23 protein-coding genes are annotated in these 24844 nt (G+C 29.6%); all 23 read right to left on the bottom strand.

What is annotated here, in order from left to right; genetic code table 11:
* Window positions 1-38 precede the first annotated feature (38 nt).
* The 23 genes from recA to CSPA_RS06530 all read right to left on the bottom strand — a co-directional run bounded on the left by recA (window position 39) and on the right by CSPA_RS06530 (window position 24707).
* Window positions 39-1130, bottom strand: coding sequence for a recombinase RecA (gene recA / locus CSPA_RS06640; RefSeq protein ID WP_015391449.1), 1092 nt, complete (start codon window positions 1128-1130; stop codon window positions 39-41).
* 201 nt (window positions 1131-1331) lie between these two features.
* Entirely contained in the window at window positions 1332-1922 is a 591-nt protein-coding gene (gene pgsA, locus CSPA_RS06635) for a CDP-diacylglycerol--glycerol-3-phosphate 3-phosphatidyltransferase (protein ID WP_015391448.1), read from the bottom strand.
* The gene (gene rimO / locus CSPA_RS06630; protein WP_173682154.1) at window positions 1906-3225 is read right to left on the bottom strand and encodes a 30S ribosomal protein S12 methylthiotransferase RimO; all 1320 of its coding nucleotides are present in this window, start codon (window positions 3223-3225) and stop codon (window positions 1906-1908) included. Before rimO ends, pgsA begins: the two co-directional genes overlap by 17 nt.
* Before the next feature lie 243 nt (window positions 3226-3468).
* Entirely contained in the window at window positions 3469-5853 is a 2385-nt protein-coding gene (locus CSPA_RS06625; RefSeq protein WP_015391446.1) for an FtsK/SpoIIIE family DNA translocase, read from the bottom strand.
* A gap of 112 nt (window positions 5854-5965) precedes the next feature.
* Entirely contained in the window at window positions 5966-6673 is a 708-nt protein-coding gene (locus CSPA_RS06620; RefSeq protein ID WP_015391445.1) for a ClpP family protease, read from the bottom strand.
* 90 nt (window positions 6674-6763) lie between these two features.
* Window positions 6764-7960, bottom strand: coding sequence for an aspartate kinase (gene dapG / locus CSPA_RS06615; protein ID WP_015391444.1), 1197 nt, complete (start codon window positions 7958-7960; stop codon window positions 6764-6766).
* A 15-nt stretch (window positions 7961-7975) separates the two neighbouring features.
* Window positions 7976-8257 carry a YlmC/YmxH family sporulation protein gene (locus CSPA_RS06610; RefSeq protein WP_015391443.1) on the bottom strand — a complete coding sequence of 94 codons (282 nt, stop codon included), beginning with the start codon at window positions 8255-8257 and terminating at the stop codon, window positions 7976-7978.
* Between the two features lie 67 nt (window positions 8258-8324).
* Entirely contained in the window at window positions 8325-9632 is a 1308-nt protein-coding gene (locus CSPA_RS06605) for a M16 family metallopeptidase (RefSeq protein ID WP_015391442.1), read from the bottom strand.
* Between the two features lie 49 nt (window positions 9633-9681).
* Window positions 9682-11787 (bottom strand): polyribonucleotide nucleotidyltransferase, encoded by a 2106-nt coding sequence (locus CSPA_RS06600; RefSeq protein WP_015391441.1) that lies wholly within the window; start codon window positions 11785-11787, stop codon window positions 9682-9684.
* Between the two features lie 105 nt (window positions 11788-11892).
* Complete coding sequence (gene rpsO / locus CSPA_RS06595; RefSeq protein WP_015391440.1) at window positions 11893-12156, bottom strand: 30S ribosomal protein S15; 264 nt, start codon at window positions 12154-12156, stop codon at window positions 11893-11895.
* Window positions 12157-12285: 129 nt separating this feature from the next.
* Window positions 12286-13212, bottom strand: a complete 927-nt coding sequence (locus CSPA_RS06590) for a bifunctional riboflavin kinase/FAD synthetase (RefSeq protein ID WP_015391439.1) — start codon at window positions 13210-13212, stop codon at window positions 12286-12288.
* A 147-nt stretch (window positions 13213-13359) separates the two neighbouring features.
* The gene (gene truB, locus CSPA_RS06585) at window positions 13360-14235 is read right to left on the bottom strand and encodes a tRNA pseudouridine(55) synthase TruB (RefSeq protein WP_015391438.1); all 876 of its coding nucleotides are present in this window, start codon (window positions 14233-14235) and stop codon (window positions 13360-13362) included.
* A 21-nt stretch (window positions 14236-14256) separates the two neighbouring features.
* Window positions 14257-15243, bottom strand: a complete 987-nt coding sequence (locus CSPA_RS06580) for a DHH family phosphoesterase (protein WP_015391437.1) — start codon at window positions 15241-15243, stop codon at window positions 14257-14259.
* Window positions 15243-15593: a 30S ribosome-binding factor RbfA gene (rbfA, locus tag CSPA_RS06575; RefSeq protein ID WP_015391436.1), complete on the bottom strand. Its 351-nt coding sequence runs from the start codon at window positions 15591-15593 to the stop codon at window positions 15243-15245. The genes CSPA_RS06580 and rbfA overlap by 1 nt, the downstream gene beginning before the upstream one ends.
* A 17-nt stretch (window positions 15594-15610) precedes the next feature.
* Window positions 15611-17689: a translation initiation factor IF-2 gene (gene infB / locus CSPA_RS06570; protein ID WP_015391435.1), complete on the bottom strand. Its 2079-nt coding sequence runs from the start codon at window positions 17687-17689 to the stop codon at window positions 15611-15613.
* 22 nt (window positions 17690-17711) lie between these two features.
* Window positions 17712-18026, bottom strand: coding sequence for a 50S ribosomal protein L7ae-like protein (locus tag CSPA_RS06565; RefSeq protein ID WP_015391434.1), 315 nt, complete (start codon window positions 18024-18026; stop codon window positions 17712-17714).
* A complete protein-coding gene (rnpM, locus tag CSPA_RS06560; protein WP_015391433.1) occupies window positions 18019-18285 on the bottom strand; it encodes an RNase P modulator RnpM in 267 nt (88 codons plus the stop codon). Before rnpM ends, CSPA_RS06565 begins: the two co-directional genes overlap by 8 nt.
* A 14-nt stretch (window positions 18286-18299) precedes the next feature.
* A complete protein-coding gene (gene nusA, locus CSPA_RS06555) occupies window positions 18300-19466 on the bottom strand; it encodes a transcription termination factor NusA (protein ID WP_015391432.1) in 1167 nt (388 codons plus the stop codon).
* Between the two features lie 16 nt (window positions 19467-19482).
* On the bottom strand, window positions 19483-19944 hold the full coding sequence (gene rimP / locus CSPA_RS06550) for a ribosome maturation factor RimP (RefSeq protein ID WP_015391431.1): 462 nt from the start codon (window positions 19942-19944) through the stop codon (window positions 19483-19485).
* Between the two features lie 335 nt (window positions 19945-20279).
* Window positions 20280-21329 carry a flavodoxin-dependent (E)-4-hydroxy-3-methylbut-2-enyl-diphosphate synthase gene (gene ispG, locus CSPA_RS06545; RefSeq protein ID WP_015391430.1) on the bottom strand — a complete coding sequence of 350 codons (1050 nt, stop codon included), beginning with the start codon at window positions 21327-21329 and terminating at the stop codon, window positions 20280-20282.
* Between the two features lie 74 nt (window positions 21330-21403).
* On the bottom strand, window positions 21404-22426 hold the full coding sequence (locus CSPA_RS06540) for a M50 family metallopeptidase (RefSeq protein WP_015391429.1): 1023 nt from the start codon (window positions 22424-22426) through the stop codon (window positions 21404-21406).
* Between the two features lie 14 nt (window positions 22427-22440).
* Window positions 22441-23604 (bottom strand): 1-deoxy-D-xylulose-5-phosphate reductoisomerase, encoded by a 1164-nt coding sequence (locus CSPA_RS06535; RefSeq protein ID WP_015391428.1) that lies wholly within the window; start codon window positions 23602-23604, stop codon window positions 22441-22443.
* 134 nt (window positions 23605-23738) lie between these two features.
* Complete coding sequence (locus tag CSPA_RS06530) at window positions 23739-24707, bottom strand: AI-2E family transporter (RefSeq protein WP_026106433.1); 969 nt, start codon at window positions 24705-24707, stop codon at window positions 23739-23741.
* Between the last annotated feature and the right edge of the window lie 137 nt (window positions 24708-24844).

Raw genomic sequence — 24844 nt, 5'->3', positions numbered from 1 at the left:
TTCAAAAATAAGTTTTAATATATCGCAAAATTATTTAATTATTCTTTATCTTTTTCAACACTTGAATTATTTGAATCACTTATTTTATTTGATTCTACTTCACTAGATAAATTTTCTTTAATTGCTTCAGCTAACGGAAGGCTATATTTTTCTCTTATTTGATTTTCTATATCTAAAGCTACTTCTGGATTCTCCTTCAAATAAAGTTTTGCATTTTCTCTTCCTTGTCCTAGTCTTATATCTCCATACGAGAACCATGCCCCACTTTTTTGAACTATTTCTTCTTTTACACCTACATCAACTATATTACCAAATCTTGAAATTCCCTCATTGTACATAATATCAAATTCTGCTTGCTTAAATGGTGGTGCAACTTTATTTTTAGTAACTTTAATTCTTGTTCTATTTCCAATAATAGCATCCCCCTGTTTAATAGAGTCAATTCTTCGGATATCAAGCCTTACTGACGCATAGAATTTTAATGCTCTTCCACCAGTTGTTGTTTCTGGCGAACCAAACATAACCCCTACTTTCTCTCTTAATTGATTTATAAATATTGCAACACAATTTGTTTTATTTATTGTACCTGCTAATTTTCTTAATGCTTGTGACATAAGTCTTGCTTGAAGTCCAATATGTGAATCTCCCATTTCGCCTTCAATTTCTGCTTTTGGAACTAAAGCTGCAACTGAGTCTACTACAAGAACATCAATTGCGCCTGAACGAACTAAAGCTTCAGCAATCTCCAATCCTTGCTCTCCTGTATCAGGTTGAGAAATTATTAAGCTGTCAACATCAACTCCAAGCTTCTGTGCATAGCTAGGATCTAATGCGTGCTCTGCATCAATATATCCTACAGCTCCTCCCTTTTTTTGAGATTCTGCTGCTATATGAAGAGCAATTGTAGTTTTTCCTGAACTTTCTGGTCCATAAATTTCAATAATTCTTCCTTTAGGTACTCCACCAATTCCAAGTGCTATATCTAAATCTAAACAACCAGTTGATATAGCATCCATATTTGAAATATTATGATCACCTAATTTCATTACCGCTCCTTTACCAAATTGTTTTTCTATATGACTCATAGCGCTTTCAATTGCTTTTAACTTTTCTGCATTTATATTTCCCATAATACTAATTAACTCCCTTCTATCGAACTTATGTTCTTTATCTATTATAGATTAATTTTAAACTATAGTCAATAATAAAATCTATTAAAAATCCCTTCTTTACTTAATGAAAGAAGGAATTATTTAATTTATATCCATATTTTATATTTTTAAACAATAATTTTTCAAATAGATAATATTTTTATTAACATTTCAAATTTTCTACTTATCAATAGATACTGCTTCTTTATTTTTCTTAAAATAATCATAACCAGAAATTAAAGTAACAACAACAGCTAACATAAGTGCTATCGTTGGTGCTATAGCAAAAAATTCTTTAACATAATGATTATCAATCACAAATATTTTCAAAAGTTTAGCCTCATGTATATTTACTTTTAACAATAGTAATATTATTGCAATTATCTGTATAACAGTCTTTATCTTTCCCCACCAGCTAGCAGCAATAACTCTTCCTTGTGCTGCTGCTATTGATCTTAATCCCGAAACTGCAAATTCACGTGCTATTATTACAATTGCAGCCCATGATGGTACAACGTGTAATTCTACTAACGAAATTAGCGCTGCTGTAACCAATAATTTATCTGCTAATGGATCCATAAACTTTCCAAAATTAGTTATTTGATTTCTGCTTCGCGCAATATATCCATCTAACTTATCAGTTAAAGAAGCTAAAACAAATATGAACGTAGCTATAAAGCTTCCATATGGTATATCTTTAACTGCTAAAAATACTAAAAAAACAGGAACCAAAAAAATTCTAATTAAGGTTAACTTATTTGCAAGGTTCATTGACAACAACTCCTACCAAATCATAATCCATATTTTTAACTATTTTTACTTTTACGAATTTACCAATATTAATATTCTTATCTGATTCAAAGAACACATTTCCATCTATATTAGGAGCCATTTCATAACTTCTTCCACAATATTTATTTCCATCATATCCCTCAACAAGAATATCATATATTTTCCCAATTTTCAATTTATTTATTTCTTCTGAAATATCTCTTTGTACCAACATTAATTGCTCTTCTCTTTTTTTCTTTATTTCTTCTAAAACTTGACCACTCATCTTTGCAGCTGGTGTATCTTCTTCTTGTGAATAAGTGAACACACCTACCTTTTCAAGCTTATACTCCTTAACAAAGTCTATTATTTCATTGAATTCTTCTTCCCCTTCATTTGGGAAACCAACTATAAAAGTAGTTCTTAAAACAATATCTGAAATTTTTTCTCTTAATTTATTTATTTTATTTAATATATCTTGCTTAGTAGTTTTTCTTCCCATAAGTTTTAGAATTTTATCACTTATGTGTTGAATTGGCAAATCTAGATATTTTACTACCTTCTCATTATTAGCAATTTCATCAATTAGTTCTTCATATATTTCTTCTGGATAACAATACAAAACCCTAATCCACTTAATTTTTTCTATTTTAGATAATTCTTTCAGTAATAAGTGAAGACTTTTCTTTCCATAAATATCATTACCATATAATGTTGTATCTTGAGCTATTAATATTATTTCTTGTACTCCATTTTCACTTAAATCTTTTGCTTCATTTATAATGTTTTCCATGCTTCTACTTCTAAATTTTCCTCTTATTTTAGGAATTATGCAATATGTACAAAAATTATTACAACCTTCTGCAATTCTAATATATGCACTTTCTTTTTGAGTTGTAAGAATTCTTTTCCCCTCATTAATATTCTCATCTGAATAATTTAAAAGTTCTGAAGCCAGCTTATTTCCTTCTATAAAATCTGTAATTAATTCATTTATTTTGTTATAATCATTTACTCCAAGCATTATATCAATTTCAGGTATTAACTTTCCTAATTCATCACCATACCTTTGTGTTAAACATCCTGTAGCAATAAGCAATTTACATTTATAATTTAATTTATAATCTGCCATTTCTAAAATTGTATCAATAGACTCTTGTTTTGCACTTTCTATAAATCCACATGTATTTACAATAATTATATCTGCATTTTTAGGATCATTTGTGATTACATACTCATCACTCATCTTGCCTAGTATTATCTCAGAGTCAACTCTATTTTTATCACAGCCTAAACTCACCATTCCAACTTTATATTTATTTAAAATATTATCATTTCTTTCTTGCTCGTTTATTATTTCTATTTTACTTTGATTCAAATTCTAATCCTCCTGTATTTTAATAGTTTATATTATAACAAAATAAAATTGCATTTTACAAGCTAATTATTATACTATAAACCATATTAATATCCGTATTATATACTCTATAAAAAAATTTACATAAAGTTAATTATAATTTCATATATAATTCAAATTTCTAAACATTTAATTCTCATCATCACTGCCATCTTCCATTAATTGTTGTCTACTAACAAGTACTTGTCTTGGCCGACTACCATCTTTTTCAGATATGATTCCTCGTTCTTCTAATTGATCCATGATTCTGGATGCACGATTAAATCCTATTCTAAACTTTCTTTGAATAAATGAAGTTGATGCTTGACCATATTCTACAACAACATTTATTACTTCACTAAGCAATTCATCAACTTCTTCATCTTTCTCATTTGGATCTGAAGTTTTAGAATCAGAATTATTATTTATGTGATCAATTATATCTTCTTCGTAATTAATATCTCCTTGCTCACTTTTAATAAATGAAACAACTTGCTCAACTTCCTCTTCTGATATAAAACACCCCTGAACTCTAAGTGGCTTACTTTCTCCTACTGGATAATATAACATATCTCCTTTTCCCAAAAGCTTTTCTGCTCCTGATCCATCCAAAATAGTTCTTGAATCTATTTGTGATGAAACTGCAAAAGATATTCTTGATGGTATATTTGCTTTAATTACTCCAGTTATAACATCTACAGATGGCCTTTGAGTTGCTATAACTAAATGCATACCAGCAGCTCTAGCCATTTGGGCCAATCTTCCAATATAATCTTCCACATCATTAGGACAAACCATCATAAGATCAGCTAACTCATCTACAATTATAACTATATAAGGTAGCTTTTGTTCGATTGCCCCTTTATTATATAGTTCGTTATACGACTCCATATTTCTTACTCCAGAATCCGCAAACAGCTTATATCTATTAGTCATTTCATTTACTGCCCAATTTAAAGCTGCAGCCGCTTTTTTGGGATCTGTAACAACTGGTATAAGAAGATGTGGTATTCCATTATAAACATTTAATTCAACCACTTTAGGGTCAACCATAAGAAGTTTAACTTCATCTGGATTATACTTATATAATAAACTTATTATAAGTGCATTTATACATACACTTTTCCCAGAACCAGTGGCCCCTGCAATTAGCGTATGAGGCATTTTGCACAAATCTCCTACAACACATTTACCAGAAATATCTTTTCCTAAAGCAAAAGCTAAATTTTTCTTTGAGTTTATAAATTCATCATTTTCTAATACTTCTCTCAAAAATACTGGTGTTTGTTTTCCATTCGGCACTTCTATACCAACTGCAGCTTTTCCTGGAATTGGGGCTTCTATTCTTATTCCTGAAGCAGCAAGCCCCAAAGCTATATCATCAGATAAATTTACTATTTTGCTTACTTTAACTCCAGGACTTGGTTGAAGTTCAAACCTTGTAACCGATGGTCCCTTTGTTACTTGAGTAACTTTAGCATCAACTCCAAAATTAGATAATATCTCCTCAAGTTTATTAGCATTTTCTATTAATTCTTTTTTATCACTGCTATTAAGCTTTGTATTTGAATTTAATTTTAATAACTCAAGACTTGGATGCTTGTATTCTCTTTGTTCCTTATGCTCAGAAATATGCTCCTGTATTTCTTTATTAACAACATCTTTAACATCATTATCTAACTTTTCTTTTTTATGTGAAATATTTTGTGAACTCTTTTCTACAAAACTTTCTACTTGAATGTCTGATGAGATTTCAGACTTCAATTCTGGCGAAAGCTCATTATTTTCCTGAGAATTCTTCATAAAGTCTAAAATTTTTATTTTCTTGTCAACATTAGATAAAAAAGTTTCTTTTTCATCTGCTATTTTATCTTTATTCTCATTGTTATCTACTATATTAATGAATTCTTCATCTGCAACTTGATATTCATTTTTTTCTTTAATCCTTTTACTTCTAACATTTCTTAATTCTTCACCTTTATTGTAAGCTTTTAGCCCTAAATCATATAATGTGATATCAAAAATCAAAATAATTGCAATAATTGAAAATGTAAGAAGTATGACATAAGTTCCTAATGCCCCAATAATCTTATTAAGCGGATAACATATAATATAAGATAATATTCCTCCATGCATAGTTTGATTATCATCACTAATTATTTGCTTTATATTTGCAAAAAAATCACTTGACTCACCTATACTTTGAATATTTATAATTCCAAAAGTTAACATAATAACAATTACTAAAATAGTAATTCCCCAAAAACTTTTTTTAATCTCAATATTACCTCTTGTTTTTATATATTGAAATCCAAAATATATAAGATAAAGAGGTAATGCATTAGCACCTATTCCAATTACTGCATACGATACTCTTTGGGCCAAAATAGACAATATACCTGCTAAAGAAGTATATATTGCAATTCCTAATATTATTCCAGTAGCAATATATACTATACCAACAATTTCAGGATTTACTGTATTTTCTTCCTTTTTATTTTTTGTAGTCCTATTTTTCCCTTTAGTCCTGCTCAAAACTTCATCACCTCTTATTTATGTTTAAATATAAATATCTACTCTCCTTTAATAAGATAACACTAAAAACAAAAATCGGCTATAGATTTTTTCTATAACCTTTAAAATACTCCTATTTTTCTATAAGTTCATTTAATTTATCTAATGCTTCATGTACTCCTCCAACTTCATCAATCAATCCACAATCAACAGCTTGCTTTCCAACTAACATTGTACCCACATCATTAAGTAAATCATTAGTTTTGAGCATAAATTCTTGCAATGTTTCTAATTTGATTTTTGATGTTCTCACAATAAAATCATTTATTCTTTCCTGCATTTTTTTAAAATATTCAAAAGTTTGTGATACCCCAATTACAAATCCATTCATCCTTACCGGATGTACAATCATTGTTGCTGATGGAGTAATAAATGAAAAATCAGCCGATGTTGCAAGTGGTACCCCTATGGAATGCCCTCCACCAATTACTATTGATACCGTTGGTTTTGACATGCTGCGGATCATTTCAGAAATAGCAAGCCCTGCTTCCACATCTCCTCCTACAGTATTTAATACTATTAATAATCCCTTAACTTCTTCATTTTGCTCAATATCAATTAACTGTGGAATTATATGCTCGTATTTTGTAGCTTTTGTTTGAGGTGGAAGAACTGAATGTCCTTCTATCTGCCCTATTATTGATAAAACTTGAATTCTCTTATTAGGATTTGCCAAAGCCATATTACCAAGTTCCTTTACATCTTCAATTTTATCCTGTACCTTTGTTTTATTTTCATCTTCTTTTTCTATATTATTGTTATTTAAATTATATTCCTTCATAAATAAATACCTCCTATACTTTTTTTATTCTTTACACTAGGAGGTATTTTATTCATTATTGTAATAAATAATAACTAATTAATTTATCTTCTACAACTTAAAAGTTTTATGTAAGACATTTATAGCTTCCTTTTCATTTTCAGAATGCACCAGACACCAAATTGTCATATGTGAATCTGCTGTTTGCAATACTTCAATATTATTTTCGCTTAAAGCTTTTATAATCTTTGCCATTACCCCTGGTATTCCTTTCATTCTTGAACCAATAACTGCTACTTTGCTACAATTTTCAATCAAGGTATATTCTAAATTAGCAGCTTCTAAAACATCTTCTAAAATATTTTTATCATTTTGAGTTATAGTGAAAATTTGCTCTTTAGGGAAAATATTTATTAAATCTAAACTTATATTATTAGCTGCCACTAAATCTAAAACATTTTTATATTTAGAATTACCTTCATTATCTGTTGCTCTAATCGAAACTTGGATTCTGTTCTTTTGGCTCGTTATTCCTGTCATCAATCTATCAGTAGCCTTATCTCCAAAATTATTTATAAGTGTTCCTTTGCAACTATTCATTGTATTCTTAATAAAAATAGGTATATTTCCTTCCATCGCAATTTCCACTGCCTTAGGGTGTATTACAGTTGCTCCCTTATCAGCTAATTGAAATACCTCATTATAACTTATAACATCAATTAAATTTGCATTTTTAACAACTCTAGGATCAGCTGTCATAATACCATCAACATCAGTATATATTTCAATAGCTGCTGCTTTTAATGCTACCCCTAAAATTGATGCTGTAGTATCACTTCCACCTCTTCCGAGGGTAGTAAAATATCCATTTTCAGTAATCCCCTGAAATCCAGTAATCACAGGAACCCTTCCTTGTGATACTAACTCTAAAATTTTCTTAGGTGTAGTTTCAATGCAAGCAGCATCAGTAAAATTGCTATCAGTAAATATACCTGCTTGCCCTCCAGTAAGTGGTATAGCATCAATTCCAGAATTAAACAATTCTTTGCTCATAACCACAGAGCTAATTATTTCTCCACAGCACATGAGTAAATCTTGCGCTAATTTATTTGTATTTCTAAATTTATCATCAATTAAGGATAATAATGTATCTGTAGCATAAGGTTCACCCTTTCTTCCCATTGCTGATACAACAACAACAGGACTATACCCCTTTTTAATTGCACCTTCTACCTTTTCAACAACTTTTTTTCTGTTATCTTCAGTAGAGACTGAAGTTCCTCCAAATTTTTGTACGACTATTTTCATTGAATTTCCTCCCAATTACAGCTTAACCTTCTTTATTACATCCTCTTCTGCATCTAGAATAATTGTTTTAGCACCAATTTTTTTTACACAACTCCATGGAATTTCTAAAAAATCCTTACTGCTAAAGATATTAAATTTCCCACCATTTAAATTAACTATTAAATATTTAAAGTTTCCATCATCATCTATTATCAAATCATTATTAAGTAAATAATCATATTTTTCCCCATCATTAACATTAATCAGTTCATATCTTTCTATGTCACTTAAATATTTTATCTTATTTTCTTCACCCATAAAAAAACCTCCTTTATAATACTCATAAAATAATATGAGAAAAAGAGGTTAATTATTACATAATTTTTTATAACTTCTGTTTACCACTAATATCAGAATTATCATAAGCCTTAACATTTTTAAGAATTATAGAGTCCAATTTAGTATATTCTACATCCTGGCCAACATAAGCTGCATTTAAAATTCCATTATTAAAACACTTTTTTAGTACATATTGAATATCATCTTTACTTATATTATCTATTTTCTTAATAACTTCTTCTTGTGTTTTTATCATATTTCTAAAAAGAAAAGTTTTTGCATTTGAGAACATTCTAGAACTAGTACTTTCCAAACCTAAAATATAATTTGCTTTAATTTTCTCTTTATTTATCTGAAACTGCTCATTAGTTATTCCATTTTTACTAAATAACTTTATTTCTTTATCTATAACTTCTAATGCCTTTTCTCCATAGTTTCTATTTAAGCCAGCATATATATTTAATGTACCGACTTCTTGAAATGGCTGTAAATAAGATGCTATAGAATAACACAATCCTAATTCTTCTCTTACCTTTTGAAAGAGGATAGATGAAGCTCCATTACCAAATATATTGTTAAGAAGAACTAACGCATAATTATTTTCATCTCCATAAGGTAACCCTTGTAACCCCAAAGAAATATGAAGTTGTTCAATTTCTTTTTTAACATAAGCAGAACCAACTTGAATTTCTGTTTTTGAATATTCAGGTTTATATTTGTTATCATTTTTCCACTCGCCAAAGTATTTATTAAGTAAATCCTCTAGTTCTTTATCATCAAATTTTCCACAAATTGATATTACAGAATTAAATGGAGTATATTTTTCATCAATGAATTTTAATATTTTTTCTCTTGTGAAGGATTTTACTAAAGGTATAGTTCCTAAAATAGGATATCCCAATTCATCTTCATTAAAACACACCTTAGAATGTGCATCATCTAATACGTCTTCAGGGGAATCTTCACTCATATTAATTTCTTCAACTACTACTCCCTTTTCTTTTTCTATTTCATCCGGATCGAATTTAGCATTTAACATTATATCTGAAAGAATGTCTAAAGATAACTCTAAGTGAGTATTTAATGCTTTAACATAATAGCATGTAGCTTCCTTACTTGTGAAAGCATTAATTTGCCCTCCTACATTTTCTATTTCTTCCATTATTCCTTTTGAGGTTCTTTTATCAGTTCCTTTAAAAAACATATGTTCAATAAAATGAGATATTCCATTAACTTCTTTGCTTTCATTTCTAGACCCATTTTGAACCATAACTCCAACACTTACAGAATTAAGATATTCAATTTTTTCAGTTACGACTCGTAATCCGTTTTTAAGGGTATATGTATTATACATTTTGTACTTGCCCTCCTTTTTAGTTAAAAAAAAGGCAATTTAATGCCTTTTACTTTTCATCTTTATTTTCATTATCTAATAAAGCATCTTTTCTTGAAAGATTAATTCTTCCTTGATTATCAATTTCTGTTACCTTTACAAGAATTTCGTCTCCAATAGAAACTACATCTTCTACTTTATTTACTCTTTCATTTGCTAACTTAGAAATATGAACTAATCCTTCCTTGCTAGGTAAGATCTCTACAAATGCTCCAAATGTAGTTATTTTAGTAACTTTACCTAAATAAACTTCACCAGCTTTTACTTCTTTTGTTAAGCCATCTATTATCTTAAGAGCTTCTTTAACACCTTCATGGTCAGTTGAGCTTACAAATACAGTTCCGTCTTCTTTTATGTCAATCTTAACGCCTGTATCCTGAATTATTTTATTAATTACTTTTCCTCCAGCTCCAATAACATCTCTTATTTTATCAGGATTTATGTTCATTATTTGTGTCTTTGGCGCATATAATGAAACATCTTCTCTTGGAGCAGACATACATTCATTAATTTTATCTATTATAGTAAGTCTTGCTTTTCTTGCATCTCTAATTGCATTTTCAACTACGTTAAAACTAAACCCTTGAAGTTTTGTATCAACTTGAATAGAAGTTATACCTTCTGTTGTTCCAGCCACTTTAAAATCCATGTCTCCAAAGAAATCTTCTATTCCTTGAATATCTGTTAATACTGCTTCTTCTGATAAATCTTCTGATGTGATAAGTCCCATTGCAATACCTGCAGCTGGTCTCTTAATTGGCACACCTGCATCTAATAATGCTAGTGTTGAACCACAAACTGATGCTTGCGAAGTGGATCCATTAGAACTTAAAACTTCAGATACTAATCTAATTGTATAAGGGAACTCTTCTTCTGAAGGAATTAATGGTTCAAGCGCTCTTTCTGCTAAAGCTCCATGACCAATTTCCCTTCTTCCAGGTCCTCTTAAAGGTTTTACTTCACCAACACTATATCCTGGGAAGTTATAGTGATGCATATATCTCTTTGATTGCGCTTCATCTATTCCATCTAATATTTGAATTTCACTTATTGATCCTAATGTTGCTACAGTCATTACTTGAGTTAATCCTCTTGTAAACAATCCTGTTCCATGTGTTCTTGGTAAAATACCAACTTCGCAACCTAGAGGTCTTACTTGATCAAAAGCTCTTCCATCTGGTCTTCTCTTTTCTTTTAAAAGCATATGTCTTACAACTTTTTTCTGCATAGTGTATAGAATTTCTTTAATATCACCCATATTATCAGGATATTTTTCAGCAAACTCTTCAGTAACTTTTTCATACACAAGATCTATAGCTGCATTTCTTTCATCTTTATCCATTATATACATTGCATCTTTAACCATATCTTGTGCAAATTCTTTAACTTCTTTTTCTATTTCTGGATCTACAGCATATAATACTGGTTCATCCTTCTTCTTGCCGAATTTAGCCATAGCTTCTTCTTGGAATGCTATAATCTTTTGGCATTCATCGAAGCCATATTTAATAGCATCTATCATTTTATCTTCTGGTATTTCTTGACCACCAGCTTCAATCATCATTACTCTTTCTTTAGTAGCACATACTGTTAAATGAAGGGTACTTTTTTCACGTCCTTCTGTATCCGGGTTTGTAATAAATTTTCCATCTATAATTCCTACTTGTACTGCTGCTGTTGGGATTGTATAAGGAATGCTTGAAAGACATAATGCTAGTGATGCTGCATTAATTGCTAAAATTTCTGGTAAATTATCCTTTTCTACTGATACAACTGTAGTAACTACTTGAACATCATTTCTGTATCCTTTAGGAAATAGAGGTCTTATTGTTCTATCAACAGCTCTACCATTTAATATTGCTTTTTCCGATGGCCTTCCTTCTCTTTTAATAAATCCACCCGGAATTTTTCCTACTGCATATAGTCTTTCTTCATATTCAACACTTAACGGAAAAAAGTCTATACCTGTTCTTGGTTCTGGCGATGCATTAACATTAGTTAAAATCACTGTATCTCCATAACTAGTAAATGTTGCGGCATTTGATAACATACCCACTTTTCCGAACTCAACTTTTAATTCTCTTCCAGCGATTTCAGTCGTTAGAACATTATTCATAATTCTTGACCTCCCTTTAGGTTCATCAACTATTGTTGTTTTTTTGTTATTTTGGTAGTTTTTGTATATTTTAAAATAATAGAGCGGAACAATCCGCTCTAAAAATTATCTTCTTAAACCTAATTCTTTGACAATAGTTCTGTATCTTTCGATATCTTGATCACTTAAATAGTTTAAAAGACCTCTTCTTTGACCAACCATCATTAATAATCCTCTTCTTGAGTGGTGATCTTTTTTGTGAACTTTTAAATGTTCAGTTAAATACTTGATTCTTTCAGAAAGTAATGCGATTTGAACTTCTGGTGAACCAGTATCCCCTTCACTTCTTCCAAATTTCTTAATTATTTCTAATTTTCTTGCCTTATCCATTATAAGTGCACCTCCGTGTATTATATTAATTATCCCCTAGTACCAAGTAAAAAGATGGCACCTTTAAACTTAGAATTAGGTTCCATGAGTTATTATATCAAAAGTAACTATTATTGTAAACTATATTATTTAACTCGACACATAGTTTTCATTTTTTGCAAATGATTTGTCTTGTTCAAGCTTATTTCTTAACTCTTCTAGGTTATTAAATTTTTCATTATCTCTAATTCTTTTCATAAATCTAACATCAATCTGCATTCCATATATATCTCTATCAAAATCTAATATGTATGTTTCTACCGTTATTTTGTCACCATTTACAGTAGGATTATCTCCAATAGATGTAATGCTCTTATATATATTATTATTTACCTTAACATTAGTATAATATACACCACACTTAGGTAAAACAAAATTTTTATTAAATTTCAAGTTAGCTGTAGGAAATCCTATTGTTCGTCCAATCTTCTTTCCATGAACTACCTCACCCCTTAATGTATATGGTTTTTCCAACATCTTACTTGCTTCTAGTACCTCACCATTTTCTAATGATTTTCTTATTCTAGTACTACTTATTACTTCACCATTATATATACATGGCTCCATCACATGCAATTCATAACCATATTCATCTTGCAGTTCTCGTAAAAGTTCTACATTCCCTAAATTTTTATATCCAAATTTATAATTAAATCCTACAACAATGCCTTTAATATTATACTCAAATATTAAAAATTTTATAAATTCTCTTGGTGTCATTTTCATGAACTCAGAATCAAACTCCTGGAAACAAACTATATCAATACCATGTTTTTCTAAAATCTCAGTTTTTCTTTCATTATCCATTAAAAGTTTTAGACCATTTTCCTTATTTATAAGAGTTCTAGGATGATTTTTAAATGTAAAAACCATGCTTTTACCATGATTTTCTTTAGCAATTTCTACCACCTTATATATTAGTGAAAGATGACCTAAATGCAGTCCATCAAAACTACCAAGTGCTGTATAATTATTAAAATCCTTAATATATTGTAAATCTTTATTTATAACAATCATTATCCTTACTCCCTAATTAAGCATATGAAAGAAATTAGTAAACCAATGCTCTAAAAAATATATTTTGTCCTAAATTCTAAATGAATAAATTAAAAATATGCTGTAAAATAGACAGATATTTAATCCATACAGAACTGTTCAAAATGCCTAAAGCAATAATTTTTCAATTTTAAATCCATCTTCGTCTTGCTTTCCGATACCTATAAAAGTAGCTTCAGTATCATATACTCTATACAAAACATTTTTTTCTCTTTTTTCATTTGTTAATCGCTTATCAAATACTTTAACACCATTTACAAGCAATTTAGTAAATGTACTTTTAACTGTTAATTTTGGATAAAATGCAAGAGCTTCTTCAATTGTAATAATATAATCTTCTATATTTTCTTTAGTTAAATCATCTATATTTATACTGTTCTCTTGCTTAAAAACAGAGGTCGCAGCTCTATTTAATTCTGTCATTGCAGCCCCAACTTTTAATTTTTCTCCAATATCATAACACAAACTTCTAATATACGTTCCCTTTGAACATTCAACCCTCATGAAAACATAAGGGAGTTCAAAATTCAAGTCAGATATATTAAAAATATTAATCTTTCTTGCTTCTCTTTCAATTTCAATTCCTTGTCTTGCTAATTCATAAAGCCTTACTCCATCTTTCTTAAGTGCAGAATACATTGGTGGTACTTGATCATATTCTCCAACAAAAGACATAATTACCTTTGAAACCTCATCCTCATTAAGATGTTTGGTATCATTTTTGTCTATTACTTCACCCTCTAAATCATATGTAGTTGTTTTAATTCCAAGCAAAAATTTAACTTCATATACTTTATTACTATTCATTATATAATCAATAGTTTTAGTGGCTCTTCCTAGACATACTGGTAACACTCCTGTTGCTTCAGGATCAAGTGTACCAGTGTGACCAACTTTCTTTTCATTAGCTAAACTTTTTATTTTCCTAACTACATCAAAAGATGTCATTCCTCTATTTTTAAATATGTTTAATACACCATTCATATAATGTTCCGTATCCTTTTATTAGTTAATTTCTTGTGCAAGTATTTTTAATAAGTTTTCTCTTGCTTCTGAAATACTTACATTTTTTTGTTTAACTCCTGCAGCCTTTATGTGACCACCACCACCATAAACCTCTGCAACTTTTCTCACATCTATATCATTTTTAGATCTTAAGCTTGCTTTTACTCCGTCATCTACTTCTTTTAAAAGCAAACAAACTTCAACACCTTTTATTCCAAGCCCGACCGAAAGCACATCTGAAGTATCAGTATTTAGTAAGTTAAATTCCTCTAATGTTTTCTTTTCTATTTCAAGAACAGCTACTTTATTATTTAATACAAGTTTTATATCAGATAAGACATGCCCCATTAATTTTACTTTTTCAAAAGGTTTATTATCAAAAAGATTACTGTGAATTTTACTGCTATTAATTCCAAATTCCACAAGTTCTGCCACTATATTGTGAGTCCTCTTTGTAACATTTGAATGTCTGAATGAACCTGTATCTGTTACAATTCCAGTATAGATAGCGCTTCCTATTTCTACATGACTTTTTTGATTATCAATTTCATTTTTCAAATAAAATCCTAATTCCTTTACTAGCAAATAAATTATTTCACAAGTAGCAGCTGCAGTTACATCTATGTAATTAATAAATCCATATTTATCATTTGAAATATGATGATCAATATTAATTACTTTTCCATTATAGTTTGTTAAATCTGCAGATATTCTTTCTACATTACCGCAATCTAATATAATTACTAAATCAGTATTAGCTTTAGGTTCCACTGTGCTTCCATCAATATCATTAGCTAAGGAAAGGTAAGAGAGGTTATCTGGGATAACATCTCTTGATATAATATAAGAATCCTTTCCTAAGTATCTCAATGCATTAAGCAATCCTAGAGCACTACCTATAGCATCCCCATCTGGGGAAGTATGAAATGACAATCCAATTCTTTTTGATAATAAAATTTCCTCTTTTATATCCTTAATATTACACATCATTGTTTACTTATTTTTTGAATTAACTCATCCATATGCATACCATAATTAATAGAGTCATCCAATTCAATAATTATTTCAGGAGTATGTCTTAAATTTATTTTTTGACCTACCGTTTTTCTTATAAATCCACTTGCTTTTTTTAACGCTTCGAGATTGCTCTTCTTTTCTTCATCATCTTTAGAAAATATACTTACATAGACTTTAGCATATCTTAAGTCCTTAGTTACTTTAACATCTGTTACTGAAATCATAGCTGTAAGTCTTGGATCTTTAACTTCATTTTGAATTAAATTACTAATTTCTCTTTTAAATTCTTCATTAATTCTTCCACCTCTATAATTTGCCATGTATGTTACTCACCTCTTTAAAGTTCTTTTCTCTTGACTGCCTCCATCATGAAGCATTCAATAATGTCGCCTTCTTTAATATCATTAAACTTTTCAACAGTTAAACCACATTCATATCCGGCATTAACTTCTTTTGCATCATCTTTAAATCTCTTTAACGATGATAATGAAGATTCAAATATTACTATTCCTTCTCTTATTATTCTTGTTTCTGCATTTCTTTGAAGTTTACCCTTTAAAACATAACATCCAGCAATTGTTCCAATATTTGAAATTTTATAAGTTTCTCTTACTTCTGCTGTTCCAAGTATAACTTCTTTATAGTCTGGTTCAAGCATTCCTATCATTGCTGATTTAACATCCTCAATTGCATCATAGATAATTCTATAAGTTTTAATATCTACTCCATCTCTATCAGCTTGAGCTGCTGCATTATTATCAGGTCTTACATTAAAACCTATAACTATTGCATTAGATGCAGTTGCAAGTGTTATGTCAGTTTCTGTTATAGCACCAGCACCACTATGAATTACTCTTACCTTTACATCATCAGTAGAAAGTTTTTCCAATGATTGCTTTATAGCTTCAACAGACCCTTGAACATCCGCTTTAACTATAATAGCAAGTTCTTTTACTTTACCTTCTTTAATTTGATTATATAAATCTTCTAGAGAAACTCTATGATTAGCAAGTAAAGTTTCTGCTTTTAATTTATCTTTTCTAGTTTCAGCCATATTTCTAGCTGTCTTTTCATCTTTTACTTGATTGAATCTATCTCCTGCTTCTGGAACTTCTGAAAGTCCTAAAACCTCTACTGGAATTGATGGTCCCGCTGATTTTATCTTCTTACCAGTATCATCAAACATAGCTCTAATTCTACCATATGTAGAACCTACTAAGATAGAATCTCCAACTCTTAATGTTCCATTTTGAACTAATAAACTTGCAACTGACCCTCTACCTTTATCAAGTTTAGCTTCAATAACTGTACCAACAGCTCTTCTATTTTTATTAGCTTTAAGTTCAAGCATTTCTGCTGAAAGAAGAACCATTTCAAGTAATTTATCAATATTTAAATTTTGTTTTGCAGATACTTCTACAGATATAGTATCTCCACCCCAATCTTCTGTAAGTAGACCATGTTCAGCTAATTCTTGTTTAACTCTATCTATATTAGCACCTGGCTTATCAATTTTGTTTATTGCAACAACAATTGGTACTCCAGCAGCTTTACAGTGATTTATAGCTTCTTTTGTTTGAGGCATAATACCATCATCAGCAGCAACAACTAATATAACAACATCAGTGATTTGTGCTCCTCTAGCTCTCATTGCAGTAAATGCTTCATGTCCTGGAGTATCTAAGAAAGTTATTTCTTCTCCATTCAATTTAATAGTATACGCACCTATATGTTGAGTTATACCACCTGCTTCTGTATCAGTAACCTTTGCTTTTCTTATACAGTCAAGTAAAGATGTTTTACCGTGGTCAACATGACCCATAACAGTTACGATTGGAGGTCTCTTTTGAAGATTTTCTTCTTCATCTTCTTCTATTTCTAACACTTCTAATTCTTGGATTTCTTCTTTTCTTTCAAGAATAACTCCATATTCAGCACAAACTTTTTCTGCCGTTTCAAAGTCTATTTCTGCATTAATAGCAGCCATAACACCTGCAAAAATCAATGTTCTTATAACATCATTTGAAGGTTTATTTAATTTTTCAGCTAACTCTTTAACCGTTATACTTTCACCAATTTCAATTATTTTACCTTCAGCATTTTCTGCTTCAGCTGCCCTTTGTGCTTCTTCTTGTTCTTCTCTTCTAGTTTTTTTCTTTTTCTTTGCACCTTTGTTAAGCTCTTCTGCTAATTCATCTTCATATACGTCAACTATGCTCTTTGATCCTGTAGCTGCTTCAGTAATTTCTGCTGATCTACCTGCTAATAATTCTTTTATTAATTCAGCATCTTCATCTTCAATTGTGCTCATATGATTTTTTACTTCTATATTAAATTCTTCCATTAATATAGTTATTAATTCCTTTGAACCTATATTAAGTTCCTTTGCTAATTCATGTACTCTTATTTTTGACATGCAGTCACCCCCGTATTATTATCTACTCATATATTTTTTCCTCCTCATATAGCTTTAATAATTTTTCTGCTATATTCTTATCCAAAATCCCTAAAATCATAATTTCATCACGTCCTATAGGACTTCCTAATTGCTCTTTTGAGAACTCTTCAATATATGGTATTTTTTTTTCTAAACAATGCTTTATAAATTTCTTTTTTGAAGCATTTGATAAATCATTAGATATTATAAATAAATAAATTTTAGTTTTATTTCTTAAATCATCACATTTGCTATATCCTTCAAGCAAAGCTCCAGATTTCTTTGCAATGCCTAAGAAATTAAAAAACTTACTCATTACTAACTTCATCCTTTAGTTTTTCATAAATTTCTTCACTAATGTTTGTTTCAAGGTTTCTACTAAGCCTTTTTGTTTTGAAAGCTTTTTCAAAACATTCAATGCTTTTGCAGACATATGCACCTCTGCCTGACTTCTTACCTGTTAAATCGATGCTTACATCACCTTCAGGTGATTTTACAACTCTTACTAATTCTTTTTTTGGTTTCATTTCCATGCATCCAGTACACATTCTTAAAGGAATTTTCTTAGCCTTCATGAAAAGCACCCCGCTTATTCTTCTATTTCTTCTGTCGAAGCTTTTATATCAACTTCAACTTCTTCTAAATCAGTAGTTTGTTCATTTTCTATTTCTACTTCAGTATTTAAAATTCTTTCATCCTCTTCATCTTGAGCTTCTTTTTGAGATTTACTCTTAATATCTATTTTCCAATTTGTAAGTTTAGCCGCAAGTCTTACATTTTGGCCTTCCTTACCAATTGCAAGTGAAAGTTGATTGTCATCAACAACAACTTTTGCAGATTTACTTTCTTCATCAACTACTACACTTAAAACCTTTGCTGGACTTAAAGAATTAGCTATAAACTCTACCGGATCTTTATTCCATTTTATTATATCAATTTTTTCATTTTTAAGCTCATTAACTATACTTTGTACTCTCACTCCTTTAGGACCTACACAAGCTCCCATTGGATCTACTTCTTCATCATTAGAATGTACAGCTATTTTACTTCTTGAACCTGCTTCTCTCGAAATGCTTTTAATTTCAACTACACCTTCGAATATTTCTGGAACTTCAAGCTCAAATAATCTTTTTACCAATCCTGGATGTGTTCTGGAAACATGTATTTGAGGCCCTTTACTTCCATTTTTTACTTCTACTATATATAGTTTTAACTTTTCATTAAATTTATATTCCTCATTGGGAATTTGTTCGTTAGGTCCTATGACACCTTCTAATTTTCCTAAATTAACAAAAACCATCCCTTTATCTTTTCTCAAAATAGTTCCTGTAATTATATCAAATTCCTTTTCTTTATATTCATCATATATAATATTTCTTTCAGCTTCTTTAATCCTTTGTGTAACTACTTGTTTTGCAAGTTGTGCTGCAACTCTTCCAAAATTTTTAGGAGTTACTTCTAAGTTAATAATGTCATCCACTTCACTATTTGGATTTATTTCCTTAGCTTCCTCTAATGAAATTTCTGTGACATCATCATACACTTCATCTACAACAGTTTTTTGAGCATATACATGTATTTCACCTGTTTCTCTATCTATATTCACCTTTACATTTTGCGCATTTGTATTAGCATTAGCATAATTTTTCTTATATGCTGCAACCATTGCATCTTGAATAGTTGTAAAAAGTAAATCTTCACAAATCCCCTTTTCTTTAACTAATTCTTTAAGAGCGCCTACAAACTCTTGATTCATTTTTATACCCTCCTCGTTATATTTCCCCTTCTAAATTGGCTGATTTTATTTTATCTTTTGGAATTTTAAACTCTTTATCTGCTTCAACCATTATAAATTCTTCTGAAACCTCTTTCAAAATTCCTTTTACACTCTTTACACCTTCAATTGAACCTGAAAGCTTAATTAAAACTTCATTTCCAATGAATTTCTTAAAATGTTCTTCACTATATAATCTCCTATTAAGACCTGGTGAAGAAACCTCTAGATAATATGCTTCTTTAATTGGATCTTCAGCATCTAACAAATCACTAACTCTTCTTGAAACAGCTTCACAATCATTTAAAGATATTCTATCATTTTCTTTGTCTATATATATTCTTAAGTAAAAATCTCCACTTTCTTTTACATATTCAACATAATACAATTCACATGATAATTCTAAAACAATAGGTCTTATTAATTCCTCAATTTTTTCAATTAAAGCATCTTTTTTCATCATTCTAACCCTCACTTTCATATTTTAAAAAAACATATTTCATAGGTATTTTATGCATTTTTAAAATTTGTAATCAAAAACGCAACTATCTTAAGTTAGTTGCGTTACAAACAGAAAGAGCGGGTAACTTCCCACTCCTTTTCTAGCTATTAGAAATAATTCTATTTATAGAATATCACAATTTTTCTCACAATACAAGGGATAATCTAAATTTAAATTTAGATATCTATACGTTCAATTATCAATTACCAATTAGTAATGAACTTATTTCTGAAATTCTTGAATTGAATACAATGCTAATTAGACACCATATCCTTATATAAAAATTACAATTGCTATAAATTCTCTATTTCTTTCATTAAAGCATCAACTAGCTCTTCTTCTTTAACCTTTTTTATTATTTGACCTTTTTTAAAAATAATGCCTTCACCTATACCTCCAGCAATTCCAATGTCAGCTTCTCTAGCTTCTCCAGGACCATTAACAACACAGCCCATAACTGCTACTTTAATATCTTTTTTATGGTTTTCTAATCTTTTTTCAACTTCTTCTGCTATTTTTATTAAGTTTATTTGAGTCCTTCCACAAGTAGGGCAGGATACAAATTCAACACCTTTTTTCTTTAACCCTAAAGTCCTCAAAATCTCAGTCCCAACTTTTATCTCCTGAACCGGATCAGTAGTTAATGATACCCTTATAGTATCACCTATTCCTTCTGCTAAAAGTGTTCCTATTCCTATACTTGATTTAATAGTTCCTCTTTGAATTGTTCCAGCTTCCGTAACTCCTAAATGAAGTGGATAATCACATTTTTCTGCAATCATTCTATAGCAATCTATCATCATTTGTACATTTGATGATTTTATAGATATTACAATATCATAAAAATCTAAATCTTCTAAAATTTTAACATGCCTTAACGCACTTTCAACTAATCCCTCTGCAGTTGGCATACCATACTTTTCTAAAATATCTTTTTCTAACGAACCAGAATTGACACCTATTCTTATAGGTATCTGTTTTTCCACACAAGCTTCTTTGAGAATTTTAATCCTATCAACGCTTCCAATATTCCCAGGATTTATTCTTAACGCTGAAACACCATTTTCTATAGCTTTTAAAGCTAATTTATAATCAAAATGTATATCAGCAACTACTGGAATAGGTGATTTTTTTGTTATTTCTCCAAGCTTCTCTGCATCCTCCATATCTAACACTGCACACCTAACAATATCACATCCTGCATCGAATAATTGCTGTATTTGTTTTAAAGTTGCTTCAACATCTTTTGTTGGAGTATTAGTCATTGATTGTACTGTAATTGGAGCATTACCTCCAACATATATGTTCCCAACCTTTACTTTTCTAGATTTTCTTCTTTCCATAAAAAACCTCTTCCTAACACTTAGTAATATACGGTTCAATTATCATCTTTTAATGTTCAATTGGTAATTGCTTCTTAAAACTGTACCGGAAATAAAATATCTTTTATTGTTACTAATATCATCAATCCTATAAGAGCTGCAAAACCTATATAATTTATTACCCCTACTATTTTATCTGGAACTTTTCTTCTAGTTATTAATTCTATTAGTAATATTACGCACCAACCACCGTCTAGTGCTGGAAATGGTAGTAAATTAAATACTGCCAAATTAACACTTAAGAATCCAACAAAGTATACCAAATTCCAAATTCCAGTTTTAGCCGTCTCAGCTGACATCTTAACTATTGTAAGAGGACCTCCTACATCTTTTTTTAGATCAGCTTTTCCAGTAAATATCATTTTCAATCCTTTAAAAGTTTGAGATACTAGCGATACTGTTTCATTTAAACTTTCTTTAAAACTTTCTCCTATACCCGGATTAGCTATCTTTTCAGGATATGCCATTCCTATTTTATATTGGCCTTCATCATTAATTTTAGGTGTTACAGCAACTTCTTTCATCTCTCCATTTCTATCAACCAAAAAGTTTATTGTGTCACCCTTTGATAAATATATCTCAGTTAAAATATCATTAAAAGAAAACACTTTAGAATTGGATATTTTTAAAATCTTATCATCTTTCATTAGTCCTGCTTCATATGCAGGAGACCCCTTTTCTATACTACCTGCAATAGTTGGTGTATATCCAAAATTAAATGTTATAGCTGTAAATATGCATATGGCCAACAAATAATTCATAACAACACCAGCAATTATTATACTTATTCTTCTTAAAGGAGATTTAGCTGAAAAACTTCTTTCATCTTCTACAGCCTCTTCTTCTCCCATCATCTTTACATATCCACCTATTGGAAAAAGACTCAAAGAATATCTTGTTTCTTTTCCTTGTTTAGATAGTATTCTCGGTCCCATTCCAAGAGAAAATTCCTCAACTCTTACACCATTTAATTTTGCTAAAGTAAAATGACCTAGCTCATGAACAATTATTAAAACTCCAAAAGCTAAAATGGCCATAATTAAATAAATTACATACATTTTTTAAATACCTCCTAATTTACTGCATTATTCACTACATAGTCTTTAACTGTTTTATCTAATTCAATAATATTATTTAAATTCAATTCTTTACTTACCTCTTTTTTAAATACTTCCATACATTTTTCTATTATATTAGGAATTTCCAAAAATTTTATTTTTTCATTTAAAAACAAATCAACAGCTGCTTCATTCGCCCCATTTAGAATTGTTGGCATAAGCCCACCTATTTTTCCTGCTTTAAACGACAAATCTAAGGATTTAAATGTAGCTATATCAGGTTTTTCAAAAGTCAACTTTGATATTTCATAAAAATCAATAGTTTCTGCTACAAGATTCTTTCTTTCCTCATAATTTAATGCATACTGTATCGGAAGCCTCATATCTTGGGCTCCAAGTTGTGCTATTATACTTCCATCTGTGTATTCCACCATAGAGTGTACAATACTTTGTGGGTGAACTAAGACCTGTATATTATCATAATCACAATCAAAAAGCCAATGTGCTTCAATCACTTCAAGCCCTTTATTCATAAGTGTTGCAGAATCTATAGAAATTTTTCTTCCCATATTCCATTTTGGATGCTTTAATGCATCTTTCACTTTTATTTCTTGCAATTCGCTTATTTTTTTACCTCTAAACGGCCCTCCTGACGCTGTTAATATTATTTTCCTTAATGAATTAATATCATTTCCTCTGAGCGATTGAAATATAGCACTATGTTCTGAATCTACTGGAAGTATTCTTACATTACTTTTTTTCGCAGCTTTCATTACCATTTCACCTGCAACCACTAGAGTTTCTTTGTTGGCAAGAGCTATGTCTTTTTTAGCTTCTATAGCTTTCATTGTTGGTTCTAATCCTATCATACCAACTACAGATGTCACTACTATGTCAATTTCATCTAAAGATGCAATTTTATTTAATCCTTCTATTCCATCTAAGACTTCAATTTTCTTATTTGTTTCCTTACAATGTTTTTTTACTTCTATAGCACTCTTTGAGTCCATCATAGCAACATAAGCTGGCTTAAATTCTTCTATTATATCAACAATCTTTTTTACCGAAGTATTTGCAGTTACTCCTATTAATTTAAGCTCACCATTTGATTTTCTAATTACATCTAAGGTTTGAGTTCCTATAGAACCTGTAACCCCTAATATCGAAAGTTTCTTCATTCTTTTCCTCCTAACAACACAAACCCTAAAAACTTAAAAATTCAATATTTAAATTCTATTCAATATTGCATATCACAGAAATAATCCATGCATTAATTGATAATCGATATATATTCTTCTTTACCTCTAAAAAATCAATCTTTACTAAAAATTATTTCTTTAGCGATAATGCCATACATTGGCCCTATCACTATTCCTAATATCCCAAATATTTTTGCACCAATATATATAGACAGCAATATAACAAAAGGGTGTATTTCTAATTTATCTCCTAAAAATTTAGCTTCTAAAACTTCCCTAACTATTTGAACCAATAAGTATACACATATTAATCCAAATGCCACAAAAAATTTCTTTGCTATAATATTGTATATTATAATAGGAATAAATACAATTATTGTTCCAACATAGGGAAGTATATCTAAAATTCCACATACTATACCTAACATAAAAAAATTAGGAACTTTGAGCATAAAAAATCCGCTAATTATTTCTAAAGTTGAAATAAGAACAAGAATTCCTTCAATTACTATCATCTGGTTTAGCTTTGTCCTTTGGTTCTGAAATTTATAGATTATCTCTATCGGAAGCAACATAGATATTAATTCTAAAATTTCTGCTTTATCTACCAAGACAAAAAATGCACAAATATTGCCAATAAAGTATGCCAAAACACTATCTCCAGTATTTATAGCTCCATTTCTTATATTTTGATCATTAATTATCGAAATTACACTTTTTCCAAATTTAAAATTACCAAAATCTATATTTAAACTATTTGAAATTTCATTGATAAATTTATTCACACCTTCCAAATTTGATAAATATATTCTCTTTAGTAAGGCAAATATCTCACTCCCCAAATATATAACTACAAGAATCACTACAATATTAACAATAATGATACTTAATGCACCAGCTATTTTATTAGGAACTTTAGCATTAATCATAATTTTATATATAGGCGCGCAAACTATCACCATAACAATCATGGATATAAACGGTTTGAAATAGTATTTGATAAAAAACGTTCCAATGGCTATAAAAATGAAACATATTAAAAGTGAAAAAAGTTTTTTATATGTTTTGAAAATATTCTTCACCTCACTGACTTTATATTATCTCTATTTTTTATATTATATGCTTGTAATTTTCCCTTAAAACTTCATAATAAAAATTATAGAAAAATCTATGCTTTCTTGTATGAGTACAAATAAGCATAGATTCATATTTTCATTTT

This window comes from Clostridium saccharoperbutylacetonicum N1-4(HMT), from assembly GCF_000340885.1.
In the GTDB taxonomy this organism is placed as follows: Bacteria; Bacillota; Clostridia; order Clostridiales; family Clostridiaceae; genus Clostridium; species Clostridium saccharoperbutylacetonicum.
This window is presented reverse-complemented; position numbering and strand designations above follow the sequence as displayed.